The 13977-nt window shown below is 35.4% G+C and carries 11 protein-coding genes; 5 read left to right on the top strand and 6 right to left on the bottom strand.

Going from position 1 to position 13977, the window contains the following annotated elements; all coding sequences use genetic code 11:
- Positions 1-17: 17 nt before the first annotated feature.
- Both L2586_RS11945 and recF read right to left on the bottom strand, forming a co-directional pair.
- Positions 18-335 (bottom strand): DUF721 domain-containing protein, encoded by a 318-nt coding sequence (locus tag L2586_RS11945; protein WP_235293133.1) that lies wholly within the window; start codon positions 333-335, stop codon positions 18-20.
- Positions 292-1404 (bottom strand): DNA replication/repair protein RecF, encoded by a 1113-nt coding sequence (gene recF / locus L2586_RS11940; protein WP_235293132.1) that lies wholly within the window; start codon positions 1402-1404, stop codon positions 292-294. Before recF ends, L2586_RS11945 begins: the two co-directional genes overlap by 44 nt.
- Positions 1405-1522: 118 nt before the next feature.
- Between recF and pdhA the strand changes: the two genes are divergently transcribed.
- Positions 1523-2551, top strand: coding sequence for a pyruvate dehydrogenase (acetyl-transferring) E1 component subunit alpha (pdhA, locus tag L2586_RS11935; RefSeq protein ID WP_235293131.1), 1029 nt, complete (start codon positions 1523-1525; stop codon positions 2549-2551).
- Between the two features lie 112 nt (positions 2552-2663).
- Here pdhA and L2586_RS11930 read toward each other — a convergent pair whose 3' ends face one another.
- Complete coding sequence (locus L2586_RS11930; RefSeq protein ID WP_235293130.1) at positions 2664-4070, bottom strand: hypothetical protein; 1407 nt, start codon at positions 4068-4070, stop codon at positions 2664-2666.
- A gap of 239 nt (positions 4071-4309) precedes the next feature.
- Complete coding sequence (locus L2586_RS11925; RefSeq protein ID WP_235293129.1) at positions 4310-6151, bottom strand: M1 family metallopeptidase; 1842 nt, start codon at positions 6149-6151, stop codon at positions 4310-4312.
- A gap of 45 nt (positions 6152-6196) precedes the next feature.
- Here L2586_RS11925 and L2586_RS11920 point away from each other — a divergent pair, with 45 nt between their 5' ends.
- Positions 6197-6763, top strand: a complete 567-nt coding sequence (locus L2586_RS11920; RefSeq protein WP_235293128.1) for a DUF6580 family putative transport protein — start codon at positions 6197-6199, stop codon at positions 6761-6763.
- Here L2586_RS11920 and tpiA read toward each other — a convergent pair.
- Entirely contained in the window at positions 6747-7502 is a 756-nt protein-coding gene (gene tpiA, locus L2586_RS11915) for a triose-phosphate isomerase (protein WP_235293127.1), read from the bottom strand. The two genes, L2586_RS11920 and tpiA, sit on opposite strands and share 17 nt — an antisense overlap.
- Positions 7503-7578: 76 nt before the next feature.
- Between tpiA and L2586_RS11910 the strand changes: the two genes are divergently transcribed.
- Genes L2586_RS11910 through ppk1 form a run of 3 tightly spaced genes read left to right on the top strand, consistent with a single transcriptional unit; the run spans position 7579 to position 12386 of the window.
- Entirely contained in the window at positions 7579-9390 is a 1812-nt protein-coding gene (locus L2586_RS11910; RefSeq protein ID WP_235293126.1) for a TonB-dependent receptor plug domain-containing protein, read from the top strand.
- Between the two features lie 3 nt (positions 9391-9393).
- Entirely contained in the window at positions 9394-10296 is a 903-nt protein-coding gene (locus tag L2586_RS11905; RefSeq protein WP_235293125.1) for a DUF72 domain-containing protein, read from the top strand.
- Entirely contained in the window at positions 10293-12386 is a 2094-nt protein-coding gene (gene ppk1, locus L2586_RS11900; RefSeq protein WP_235293124.1) for a polyphosphate kinase 1, read from the top strand. The genes L2586_RS11905 and ppk1 overlap by 4 nt, the downstream gene beginning before the upstream one ends.
- On the opposite strand, the gene L2586_RS11895 is transcribed toward ppk1, so the two are convergent.
- Entirely contained in the window at positions 12383-13684 is a 1302-nt protein-coding gene (locus tag L2586_RS11895) for a pyridoxal phosphate-dependent aminotransferase (RefSeq protein WP_235293123.1), read from the bottom strand. The two genes, ppk1 and L2586_RS11895, sit on opposite strands and share 4 nt — an antisense overlap.
- Positions 13685-13977 lie beyond the last annotated feature (293 nt).

Genomic DNA, 13977 nt, shown 5'->3' with positions numbered 1-13977 from the left:
TTGATAAAAACCAACTCCTAATTAATAAATATCTTCTTGATAATCTCTGATCCTAATTCCTTGTTCAGCAATGCAATGATCTTATCTTTGCTAAGCATGAACTCATTTTTTAACGGGGCGGAATCAACCTTAATGTAAAGTTGATCTTTAGAAAGTATGACACTTCTAGTGTGCTTATTAACGCTAGGTCCCATTTTCGCTTCCCATATCTGCTGAACCTTTGCATTATAATAACCTGGTGTGATTTTATTCTGCTTTATAAAATTACTAAGAATATCCTTTATAGGCATATCATTCTTCTTCACCTGCATCTTTCTCATCTTGTTGTGATCCATTATTTATAACAATTTTATTGTATTCAACATTCATTTCCTCTAGGATATTTATTATTCTATCTGGATCCGTATCACTAATAAATACTTGTTCCACCTTTTCACTTTCCAGCAAACTTATTAAGTGCTGCACTCTCCTATGATCTAATTTATCAAACAAATCATCCAAAAGTAAGATCGGTTTGACATTTTTTACTTGAGCAATGATTTCATACTGCGCTAACTTTATACTTAACACGAATGACTTCGTCTGTCCTTGAGAAGCAAAATACTTAACAGCTTTATCATCCATTTTAAATACAAGATCATCTTTATGAATTCCTATACTTGTTCTATTCAGAATTCTATCCTTCTGAATATTTTCTTTTGTCAATTCTAAAAAGTCTCCATCAACTAACTGTGACTTATAATTACACGAAGCAACTTCCTGTCCGTTAGAAATCACACCGTATTTCTTGGCAAAAGAATCAGAAAACTCTCTTATAAAATCTGAACGTTTCGTAAAAATATATTGACAAGGTTCTAGCATTTGCTGGGTATAGGTCAATGCCATCTCTTGATTATAACCACCAGATTTTGCAACCAATTTCAAATATGCGTTTCGCTGATTTAACAACGTATTGTATCTTATTAAAGATAACAAATACTTTTGATCTAATTGAGAAATTGTATTGTCTAATAATTTTCTCCTTTCTATACTTCCCTCTAACAATAAATTCTGATCATTCGGAGCGATAAAAACTACAGGAAACTTCCCAATATGATCAGATAGCTTAGTATATGCCTTTTTATTTATCTCAAATACTTTTTTCTTTCCTTTTTCATATTTGCAAACTATCTTCGAATCTGATATTAAAGCATCAGTTCGTAAGAAATCTTCTCCCATTAAAACAAGATTCCTATCTTGGCTGGTAAAATTGGACTTAGTCATGCAAGTAAAGTAAACTGCATCCAGCAAGTTTGTCTTACCCATACCATTAAAACCAACAACAGCGTTATATTTGGAGTTAAAATGGAAAGACTCACTCTTATAATTTTTAAAATTGGTGAGTTTTAAGTTTTTAATATGCAAGAAATAGGAATTAAATGACTAAAAATCAAAAATACAACAAACAAAAATACCAATAGGTTATTATAATAATAGAGGTTCAGAAAATAATATATTATCTTCACCTTTATAAATTTAAATTATGGCAGAAGTAATAGAGAAAAAGAATACAAAGAAAAAATCTTCAAAGTACAGTAAAGAGACTTATTTGACTTGGTATGAAACCATGTTAAGAATAAGAAGATTCGAAGAAGCTACTCTACAGGCTTATGGAAAACAGAAAATTAGAGGTTTCTGTCATGTCTACATTGGTCAAGAAGCAATAGCAGCAGGATTAGTAACCGCTATCAAACAAGAAGATCCAATCGTAACAGCTTACAGACAACATGGTATCGCCTTATCTAGAGGTTTATCCGCTGATTCTTGTATGGCTGAATTATATGGAAAAGAAACAGGTTGCGTAAAAGGAAAAGGTGGATCAATGCACTTTTTCTCTAAAGAACATTACTATTTCGGAGGAAACGGTATTGTCGGTGCTCAGATTCCAATTGGAACTGGAATTGGATTTGCTGAAAAATATAGAGAAACTGGTGGGTTATGTGTAACTATGTTCGGTGACGGTGCAGCAAGACAAGGTGCATTATATGAATCATTTAACATGGCGATGTCATGGCAGCTTCCTGTATTATACATCTGTGAAAACAATGGTTATGCAATGGGAACGTCTGTTTCTAGAACATCTAATGTTGCTGAACTTTATAAAATAGGTGATGCTTTTAATATGCCAAGTGAGCAAGTTGATGGAATGAGTCCTGAAGCAGTACACGAAGCACTTGAAAAAGCTGCTAAACATATCCGTTCTGGAAAAGGACCGTACTTCTTAGAAATTAAGACTTACAGATACAAAGGTCACTCTGTTTCAGATCCAGCAAAATATAGAACAAAGGACGAATTGAATTCTTATAAAGAAAAGGATCCTGTTAAAATGACTGAAGCAAAGATACTAGACAATAAAATTGCTTCTCAAGATGAAATAGACGCAATTAAAGCTAAAATAAAAGCGGAAGTTGCACATGCTATCCAATTTGCAGAAGAATCCGATTATCCAGATCCTTCAGCACTTTATGACGATAATTACGTACAAGAAGATTATCCTTTTATCAAGGATTAATAATCTGTATCAACAAAATATTAAAAGGCTATCTGAATTTCAGATGGCCTTTTTTCATATTCCTGAAACCTAGTCTATGATTTGTATAAGTTAAAAACAAGTTGCTTATTTTCTAGCGCCGAGGTGGTGTTAGCATCGTCCCATATAACATTACCCATATGTCACCTCTGTTTACATATACGTTACTTGCAATATCAGCAATTTCATTATCAAATGGATTTAGTGGATTATTATAATTAGTTCCTATTCTTTCTTTCCCCCCAGCATTAATAAGATCTTGATTGTTTTCAAAAAAGGTTTTAACATCTGCTTTTACTGGAACTTTGAAAGCATCTTGAGCTGGCATCGCATGCATATCCATCATAAATAAAAGCAAATCTAATTTTCCTTGTACGCTGATCCCAGGCAGACCAAGTGTCATTCCAGATCTTATTTTGTTCTGATTATTCTTTTTCACATGCTGGATAAGTCCTTGTGCAATACCTAAGTCTTTTAAACTTTCGTCTCGTTGTTTCTTGATCATATCGATTCCATCGAGGCAAAAATTGATTGCCGGGCGATAGGCTGTCCACAATGGAACAAGTGCTTTGGAAAATGGATTTCCTACTATCGTATCTATTAAGTCAAATGTTTTCCTCATCCCATCTACTGAATCGGACTCATCTATACCAAAAACATCTATAAGCCCCGAAACAAATGAAATCAAATATTCACCGTGCGATTTAAACTCTTCCAAAGCTTTACTCAAAAAATCCTCTAATTTTTTCAAACCTTCAGCCCATATTACGCCACCTACTTCACCAACTACATTCCATGCTGCTTTTTTTAGTGCGCCTACTATTCTATGGTATTCTTTACTACCTTCTAAAGAGTACATAATATTGTCGAGCTCTTCTTGGTTTTTATCACCAAAATTTTGTCTGATTAACTCTTTCAAACTTCCATCTACTCCACTCAAATCCGGAATATTTCCAATATTCTTTGCCGCTTTTTGAGACTGACCTATTATTAATCCAATAGCATCTCCATATGAAGTTTCAATATTTCCAGAGATCTCATTTAGCACTTGTACTTCTGATGAGTAAAGTTTTTCATTATCCGAATCTCCTTCATTAATGATTTTCATCATTTCATCACAATCGCTGGTTAGATTCACTAAGTCATCTAAACTTTCTGGTTTTTTAGAAATATCACCACTTTTCTCCCATAGATCAAGTAAATAATTAATATGAACTTTAATTTGGTGCAACTTGATCGTAGCAGCTGATTTTGTGCTAATTTCTTCACGTTCTCGAGGCGTGGTCCATGTCCCAGTTTCCTCTTTGTCTGAGTCTGTATTTTCGGGAATAGCCTTTTCATCTAGTTTACCACCTGTTTCAAGTGGTTGAGTTGAAAATTGATTTTCAGGTGGCATAATAGAATACCCGTCATCGGAAAATTCGCCATATGCTGCACCCACTGTATCATCTTGAGGTTGATGATCTAGTAAGGCATCGGGGTCTGTAAATAATGTTGACATATCCCAAAACTACTGGAAATCTGAGGTCATCTCCTCACCCGCATGGGTGAAATTTACCAATGCTTGCAATGAATGATCAAGAATAGAAGCTCAAAAATTGAAGGAAAAAAACTAGCCAAGCTCCATAACAGGAAATAGAACTTGCTACAAATAAAAAATTCGATCTTCCTCAAAGGCTTAATACCTCTAAGTAAGATCGAATTTGTAAACTAGAATTTTCTGTATTCAGAAATTCTAATTTATTTAGGCATCCATTCATTGTTATCCATAACCACATCAGCCATTCTTAAAGAAGGGTCTATTCTAATCGATTCTATATCTGAAGCTTTCACTTTAGACATAAACTCGTAAGACCTATGTGTCCAAGGCCAGTCTTTCTGCTGAACAAATTTTTGATCACCGAAATCTTTGTCACCTCTCATTATCCTCATTGGAATATAATGTAACTCAGACGATCCATCTTTTTTCTTGATAAGCACTTCCACCGGCATAGGCATTTCCCCTACTCTTTCTAAAGAAATTTTAGAGCCACCATTGCTTTCGATTACATCCACGATTCCATAATCAATGAATTTTGTCGTATATACAAAGTATTCTTTATACCAATCAAGCTCTATTCCCGATTCCTTTTCCATTATTCTAATGATATCATTAGGTGTCGGGTGCTTAAATTTCCAAGTATCATAATATCTCAGAAGTCCTTTTCTAAAAGGCTTTTCTCCGATAATATATTCTAATTGACTTAAAAATACACTACCTTTTGTATAAGAGCCACGGCCGTAAGCTGTATTCGTATTATAATGGTCTGAATGTGTGCTCAATGCTTCTTCCATTCCTGACTGTGAAAACATGGCATAACCCATTGTACTTCCAGCATGAACATTATCTCGTACTCTAGCTCCTGGTATTAAACCTTTCGTAGCTAAGTGATTCATAATTTCTGCCGAAGCGAAACTAGTAAAACCTTCATCCATCCAAGAATACAAACTTTCATTTGTCGCAAGTGTAAATTGATACCAACTATGCATCCATTCATGAATACAAACACCAACTAGACTTCCTAAACTTCTTTCACCTGTAATTAAGGTAATCATCGGATATTCCATTCCTCCATCGCCACCTTGAATAAAAGTGTACTGTGGAAACTGGTATTTTCCATAATTTGCATTCATGAATTTAAGAGCTTCATCCATGATTTCAGGAAGCATCTCCCACTTTTCAGTCGTTTCTTCACCTGGTTGGAATATAAAGTTCATCATTGTTCCATCATGTGCTTTCTTAGATATGTGCGTAAAATCACGATCTGCCACCCATGCGAAATCAATTACATTGTCTGCTTTCCAATTCCAAGTCACTTTCTTCTTTAATTTTGGTTGCTCGACGTTTTCTCCTTGAAAACCAAATCCAATCTTATCCGCATTCTGTAACATTCCGGTGGCTCCCATTTTATATTTAGAATCCATCTTTATATTCACTTCGAAATCTCCCCAAACACCGTGAAACTCTCGGCCTATATAAGGATTAGCACTCCAACCCATAAAATCATATTCCGCTAACTTAGGATACCATTGAGTCATAGAATAATCTACTCCTTCCTTATTGTCTCTTCCTGATCGTCTAATCTGAAGTGGAACTTGACCTAAAAAATCCATTTCAAAAACAGTACTTGCTCCAGGTAATATCGCTTTATCCAGCTTTACTTCTAGAATTGTTCCTTCTACTACATAGTCCAGTGATTTCCCATCTTGCTTAAGACTATTTACTTTTTGGAAACCAATTTCACTTTCTGTCAATGCTGCAATGCGCTCTCCTACTCTAGGATCAGGATCTTGAATTGTTCTAGATCGTTCATCCATCATACTTCCTGGCTGGAAAGCATTAAAATATAGATGGTAGAATACTTTGTCTAAAGTATCAGGAGAATTATTCGTGTATTTCAACACTTGTTTACCTTTGAATTGATGTTTGTCTACATCAAAATCTATATCCATTTTATAATCAACCTCTTGCTGCCAGTAGCAGTCTTGCCCTATGGACAAAAGAGGGACAATAAATAACACTACAAATATTAAATTTTTCATTTAACCTTTTATTTTTATTAGTTTTGCAAGATAAAAATACTTAACGTGAACAGAAATATATTTGCACTAACCTTACTAATTATATTATCAGCTGCTGCTAGATTTATCCCGCACGGTTATAATTTCACGCCCATTGCAGGAATGGCGCTCATCGGTGGAGCTTACTATCATAAGAAATTTTTTGCTTTTTTAGTTCCTCTATTGACCTTATACGCAACTGACTTTGTACTTAACAACACACTTTATCGTTCGTTTTTCCCAGATCAAGAAGGAATAATTTTCTTTTCGAGCTTTATGCTATATACTTACGTAGGAACAGCAGCTATTGTATTGATAGGAATGGGATTACTTAAAAAAGTAACTGCACCCCGTTTATTAGGAAGTGCAGTTTTCTCTTCTATCTTATTTTTCTTAATTACTAATTTCGGTACTTGGGCATCTGGAATGATGTACCCTAAAACTGGGGCTGGTCTTGCTGCTGCTTATACAGCTGGAATACCATTCTTAAGTGGGCACCTTATTAGTAATATTGTTTTTAGTTTCCTTTTATTCTCTGCTTATGAGTTGATAATAAAAAGAAATTTATCTACGGTTTCTAGAATGCATTTATAATCTGAACAAAATCTTCAGCTTTTAAAGAAGCTCCTCCTACTAAACCGCCATCTACATCTTTCTGAGAAAAGATAATTTGTGCATTTGCAGGTTTCACACTTCCTCCATAAAGGATAGAAATCCCGTTTGCTATATCTTCTGAATATTGTTCAGCAAGAGCGTTTCTTAAGTATTCGTGCATTTCTTGAGCTTGTTCAGGGCTTGCAGTTTCTCCTGTTCCGATGGCCCATATTGGTTCATATGCAACAATTACTTTAGATAATTCTTCAGCTGAAAGATGATATAAACTTTCTTTTAATTGATTAGCAACGTAGCTTAAGTGCTTGCCACTTTTTCTAATTTCTAGAGATTCTCCACAGCAAAATATAGGAATTAAATTATTTGCAAGTGCGATATCGACTTTTCTTGCTAGAACTTCATTGCTTTCTGCGAAGTATTCTCTTCTTTCAGAATGCCCAATGATAACATATTTTACACCAATAGATTCTAGCATCGGCGCTGAAATCTCGCCTGTATAAGCTCCTGATTCTTTTTCGTGACAATTCTGTGCAGCCACTTCTAGACCTGGAACATGTAACACTTGATCCACGATCATTTTTAAATATATAGAGGGTGTTGCCATAATGGTCAGCACATTCTCATCTCTTGTTGCATTTGCTAAAGCTCTTGATAATTGCATGGCATCTTCAAATGTTTTATTCATTTTCCAATTCCCAGCAGCGATTTGTAATCTAGTCATGATTTTGTATTTATGAATTGCAAATATAAACTTATTGAACTATTCGGTTAATTTTGCACAAATTATTACCTATAAAATGAAGAAATTTATACTACTTTTAATAATCCCATTCCAACTATTTAGTCAAGACATTGATACTTCTTTACTCCTAGATGATGTGATGTTGTATGCCGATCGGATTTCACTTCCATTCTCAGAAGCATCCAGAAGTCTAGAAATTATTAGAGCTGAAGAGATTGCTAAGTTCCCAGCTAGAGATGTTGCTGGAATACTTCAATACGCCACAGGAGTTGATATAAGACAACGTGGACCACATGGTGTGCAATCAGATATTGGTATCAGAGGAGGCGGTTTCGAGCAAACATTGATTTTGATCAATGGGTTAAAAATGACAGATCCCCAGACGGGACATCATATCATGAACTTGCCTATTTCTCCTGAAAACATCGAAAGAATCGAAATTATAAAAGGACCAGCTGCTAGAATATACGGTCAGAACGCTTTCGCAGGTGTGGTCAACATTATTACTAAAACACCAGATGAATTAAAAGGATCTGTGAACGTTTCTGCAGGCCAAAATCAATTATTAGGATTGGGCGTAGAAATGACTTTACCTGGTAAGAAAAACAATCAATATCTTTCCTTAAACCGTAATGTCAGTGAAGGTTATCGATATAACACAGATTATGATATCACCAATTTCATGTATCAGAACCAATTTGCCTTATTCGGTGCTGAAACATCTCTACTTGCTGCATATACTGAAAGAGAATTTGGTGCGAATGGATTCTATTCTAGCCCAGCATCAAGAGATCAATATGAAGAAATCCAGACCAGCATCATCGGCTTACAAAGTAAAATCTTAAGCGGATCCTGGATTATAAAACCTAAAATTTACTGGAGACGAAATCAAGATGAGTATATTTTCATCCGATCTAATCCTAGTATTTATAGAAATCTACATATTGGAAATAATATAGGAGCGGAGTTAAATACTTCCTATCTAAGCGAATTCGGGATTACTGGAATTGGTGTTGAAATTCGTAGAGAGCACTTAGAAAGCAGCAATCTGGGCGAAAATAGTAGAAATCTAGCCAGTGCTTACCTCGAACAACGACTTGAGTATGGCGACTTTACTTTTACTCCGGGTGTTTCCTTCCAATATTATAGCGACTTTGGACCGAAATTTTTCTACGGCGCTGATGCTTCGTACAATTTGAGTCGGAATTTCATGGTCTATGCTAATGCTGGTACAACTTACAGAGTGCCATCTTACACCGATCGTTTCTATGTGGATCCTGTCAATGAAGGAAATCCTGATTTAAAACCTGAAACCGCATTGACCTACGAAATAGGAATCAAAAAATTAGGTCGAACCGGCAATATTCAGGTTGCAGCGTTCAAAAGAATCGGTAGTGATATGATCGATTGGACACGAGACACCATTATGTCCCCAAAGTGGACGCCTATTAATCTGAATAGAGTCCCAGTTAATGGTTTCGAAGCCATCATAAGTAGTAACTTGGGTTATATTACTGGTGTACCTGTTTTGGGTTATCAGAGATTGACCTATACTTACATTGATGCGAAAGTAGAAGATAATGATGCTTTCGAATCTAGGTACTTGCTTGAAAATCTAAAACATCAATTTGCATACCTTGGAAGTTTTAATGCGAAGTACTTTTATGTCAATGTAACCTATAGATATTATGATAGAGTAAACCTTGACGATTATCAATTACTAGATCTAAGAATAGACAAAAAGTTTAATAAGTTCAAGGTATTTCTTGATGTGAATAATGTACTAGATGCCGATTATAAAGAAACTAATCTAGTTCCGATGCCCGGAAGATGGGCGGTAATAGGTGCTAATTTTAGAATATACTAGTGAATGAAGTTTGGGAAATTAGACCATATCGATCATGTAGATTTCACATTACCAGAAGACAATGAATTCTTTAATGTAACGCCAAGTGATCCTGTATCTATGAAAATTTATACAGGAGCGACCTCTTGGATCAATCCAGCATGGAAAGGTAGCTTGTATTCTGAAAAAACAAAGAAATCAGATTTTCTCCGTCAGTATTCTAGCCAGTTTAATTCCATTGAACTAAATGGCACTCATTATAGAACACCAAGTGATGCGACGATCGAAACATGGGTCAATGATTCCGCTGAAGATTTCAAGTTTTGTCCTAAGATTTTACAAGCGATTTCTCATCGTCATGATATGCTCACCAATAAAGAATTAGTGAATAACTTTATTGTACAGCTTTCGAAACTGGGTGATAAACTAGGTCAATGTTTTATTCAATTGCCTAATTACTTTAAGTACAGCAGCCTCCCCTACTTAGAGAAGTATTTGGCAGCATGGCCAGAAGAAATGAGTCTAGCTGTAGAAGTTCGGGATGAAGAACTTCATCAGAATCGAGATCATTTCCATGAATATCTAGAATTGCTATCGAAGTACAACGCTTCTCCATGCCTTACTGATGTTTCAGGAAGAAGAGATCTGATGCATATGGCAAATACGAACGATAAGGCATTTGTAAGGTGGGTAGGAAATGGTTTACATAAAACTGATTTTGAGCGTATTAAGGCATGGGTAACACGTTTTGAGTTATGGGCAGAAAAAGGAATAAAGGAGGTTTACTTTATGCTGCACGAGCCAGAAAATCTAAAAACTCCGGAAATCGCTGAATACTTGGCGGGAGAATTAGAAAATATTCAATATATTGAACATCGAGGGCCAAGGCTTATTAAAGAACAACCAAACTTATTTTCATCATTATGAAAGAGGAAGAATTAGATAATTATATACATAGAGACCTGACTTGGTTGGATTTTAATTATAGAGTATTACAAGAAGCAAAAGATAAGTCGCTTCCACTTTTGGAAAGGGTTAAGTTTATGGCCATCTATTCTTCTAACTTGGATGAATTTTTCAGGGTTAGGGTTGCGAATCATCGAAATATAATGCGGGCAAGTAAAAAGACCAAGAAAGAACTTGAGTTTGCTCCTGAAAATATATTGAAAGAGATTCTAAAGAAAGTAAATAGACAACAGGAAGAAATTAGCAACATCTTTGAAACTCAATTTATTCCTGAATTAGAACAAAATGGCATTAGGGTTCTAAGAAGACTAGATCTTAATGAGGAGCAGAAAGTGTTTGTAGAAGAATATTTCAATCAATACCTTTTGCCATTCGTACAACCTGTTCTCCTTGTAGAAGATAAGATCAAACCATTTCTGAATAATGCCTCATTGTACTTGGCTATCCACCTTAGAGACAAAGCGAATGATAAAGTTAATTATGCGATCGTAAAAATACCATCTGACCAATTGGATCGATTTATCATCCTGCCTTCGTCAGAAGAACAATTTCACGATCTTATTTTATTAGATGATATAGTTAGGCATTGCGTTAAGTGGATTTTTCCTGGATTTGATATCATTGACACTTATTCGATAAAATTAACCAGAGACGCTGAATTATATATAGATGATGAGTATTCAGGAGACTTAATTGCGAAAATCAAGCACTCATTGAATAAACGCCAGGTAGGACCTGCATCTAGATTAGTCTATGACCGAGAAATGGATAAGCCATTCTTGAAATATTTGATAAAAGTATTCGACTTAGGTGAGTTTGATTTGTTGCCAGAAGGACGTTACCACAATAATTTTGATTTTTTCAAATTTCCAGATTTCGGGAACAAGCACTTAACTAATATTGCTTTTCCACCTTTGCCTTATGCTGAGCTAGAAGGCAATGATATATTCGAAGCTATTACAGCAAATGATCATTTATTGCATGTCCCGTATCAATCATACGAGGCGGTAGTCAACTTTTTCGAACAAGCAGCAAAAGATCCGAATGTAACACACATAAAAATTGTCCAGTATCGAGTCGCTAAGATTTCAAGAATAATGAATGCCTTGCTAGAAGCAATTCGCTTAGGTAAGCATGTTAGTGCATTTATAGAAGTGAAAGCAAGATTTGATGAAGAAGCCAATCTAAAATGGGGTGAGACCCTGGAGAATGCAGGAGTGAATGTATATTATAGTATTCCGGGAATTAAGGTGCATGCTAAGATGGCGATCGTTCGAAGAATCGAGGATTCCAAGCCTAATATTTATGCTTATATGAGCACTGGAAACTTCCATGAAGACACAGCTAAGATATATTCTGATGTGGGAATATTTACCAAGGACCCAAGGATCACAAATGAGGTTACGCGATTATTTTCTTTCTTAGAAACACAAAAGAAACCATCACATGATTTCGAACACCTTTTAGTTGGTAAGTTCGGAATGAAGGAAAAGCTTATTCAGCTGATAAGAAATGAAGTTAAAAATGCGAAAAACGGTCATGAAGCGCTTATCTTTTTGAAATTGAATAGTCTTCAGGATCCAATGATGATCGACGAGTTATATAAGGCTTCTTCTGCTGGTGTAAAAATAAAGCTCATAATCAGAGGAATTTGTTCCTTGCAGCCAGGCATTCCAGGCTTGAGTGAAAATATCGAGGCCATAAGTATCGTAGATCGGTTTTTAGAGCATGCAAGAATCTTAATTTTCTTTAATAAAGGGAAAAGAGACATTTACATTTCTTCTGCAGACTGGATGGTGCGAAATCTAGATCATAGAATAGAAACTGTCGTTCCTATCTATGATGAAAAAATAAGAGAAACGCTACTAGATCTGGTTCGTATTCAACTTTCGGACAATGTGAAAGCTCGACTTATTCATTATGAGAAAAACAACAATTACAAGTCCGATAATGATGACCTCGCTATTCGATCTCAAACGGAAACGTACTACTACATGAAGCGACTTAATGAAAGTAAGGTCGAAGAAATTCCTGAAATAGAAGAAGACTAACTATTCAAGTATTCTTCTATTCCTTCTTTGATTTCCTTAAAAATGTAGCGTAGAGTTTCTTCGTTTTCCTCTAATAAGGTCACTCTGAATCCTAGCAATTCTGAACAAAAACTAGATACAGGAACAACACAAATACCTTTCGCTGCAAGTAAATAATACACGAACCGCTTGTCTAAGGACATCGATTCATCAATCCAGCTATCTAGTAATGATTGAACTTTTTCATCTTTTATCTTCATTTTCTGATTCCGATTCAAGACGTTGTCTTCGAAAATGATGGTATTATAAAAAGCACCAAACGTAGGATTAAACCTTATTCCATCAATGTTGCTTAACAGGCCAGAAATAATCTTGCTACGCTCGCCGATTCTTTGATTAACATCCTTTCTGTATGCTTTATAATTAGGATGCTCCATAATCATAGGAATAGCCATCTGAGGTAACTTTGTAGAACAAACTTCTATCATTTTAGCATCTTCAAGTGCCTTGCACAAGCGACTAAATGCTGGATCTTTATCTCTATTATAGAACTCTGTCCAGCCGCACCTGGAACCTGGCCATGGTATTTCCTTCGAAATTCCTTTCATAGAAATAGCAGGAACATCTCCGATTAATTCAGCGATACTCTTAGTTTCAGCCCCATTATATAGGATATTCAGATAAATTTCATCAGCAAGAATAAACAAATCGAACTCTCGTGCGATACCTATCATTCGCTCCAGAATATCTTCCGGATAAACCATACCAGTCGGATTGTCCGGATTAATAATTAGAATTCCTACGATATTTGGATTATACTTCACTTTCAGATACAAATCCTCCAAATCAGGCAACCAACCATTATCTGGGTCTAAGAAATAGGTAACTGGTTGGTGATTAGCATGCGCAGCTTCTGCTGATGAATGCGTAGAATATGCAGGCGAAGGACCGATGACACGAGAAGTCGGTAGTAGAAATTGGTAGACTTTAGAAATTGCATCTCCCAGCCCGTTAAAAAAGATAATGTCTTCGGCTGTTATCTGGGCTCCTTTTCTTGCATTCGTTTTGCTCGCTAAGTATTCACGTGTTTCCAGCACACCTTTAGAATGACAATAGCCGTAAGTTTCATCCTGATCCATGAGGCCTTTCAAGATATCCTTAATCCACTGAGGCATCTTGTGATTCTTAGCAATAGGATCTCCTATATTTTCTTGGAAAATTTTCATTCCCAATTTCTCCAGCTTTTCCGCTTTCTTTACAATTTCTCTAATTTCGTACTGAAGTTCCGTTGCTCCAGGACTGATCAAATTCTGCCTCATTTTTCTTAATTTCTAAATCTGCGCGAAGATAAAAGAAAAATATGTTTTGCTCTTGATATATTAGTTATAGTAGATATCCTGCAAAAATTCCATATTACCTACATCCAAGAATTGTTAAAATCTAAAAAAATCATCAAAAAATATAAATAATTAATTACACGAAATACCAAATTTAATACGGAATACAGCAACAATTCAAAACAAATCTTTATCACTAAAAATAATATCAAATTTAAATTCTCACATTAAAAATTATCTGTATATGTTAATATCTCAAGATCAAACTTTTGTAC

The organism is Portibacter lacus (genome assembly GCF_021533215.1).
Lineage (GTDB): Bacteria > Bacteroidota > Bacteroidia > Chitinophagales > Saprospiraceae > Portibacter > Portibacter lacus.
This window is presented reverse-complemented; position numbering and strand designations above follow the sequence as displayed.

Coding starts and splice junctions, on each gene's coding strand:
- pdhA (WP_235293131.1), top strand. CDS start 1,523: ATGGCAGAAGTAATAGAGAAAAAGAATACAAAGAAAAAATCTTCAAAG.
- L2586_RS11905 (WP_235293125.1), top strand. CDS start 9,394: ATGAAGTTTGGGAAATTAGACCATATCGATCATGTAGATTTCACATTA.
- L2586_RS11895 (WP_235293123.1), bottom strand. CDS start 13,684: ATGAGGCAGAATTTGATCAGTCCTGGAGCAACGGAACTTCAGTACGAA.
- L2586_RS11945 (WP_235293133.1), bottom strand. CDS start 335: ATGGATCACAACAAGATGAGAAAGATGCAGGTGAAGAAGAATGATATG.
- L2586_RS11925 (WP_235293129.1), bottom strand. CDS start 6,151: ATGAAAAATTTAATATTTGTAGTGTTATTTATTGTCCCTCTTTTGTCC.
- tpiA (WP_235293127.1), bottom strand. CDS start 7,502: ATGACTAGATTACAAATCGCTGCTGGGAATTGGAAAATGAATAAAACA.
- L2586_RS11930 (WP_235293130.1), bottom strand. CDS start 4,070: ATGTCAACATTATTTACAGACCCCGATGCCTTACTAGATCATCAACCT.
- ppk1 (WP_235293124.1), top strand. CDS start 10,293: ATGAAAGAGGAAGAATTAGATAATTATATACATAGAGACCTGACTTGG.
- L2586_RS11910 (WP_235293126.1), top strand. CDS start 7,579: ATGAAGAAATTTATACTACTTTTAATAATCCCATTCCAACTATTTAGT.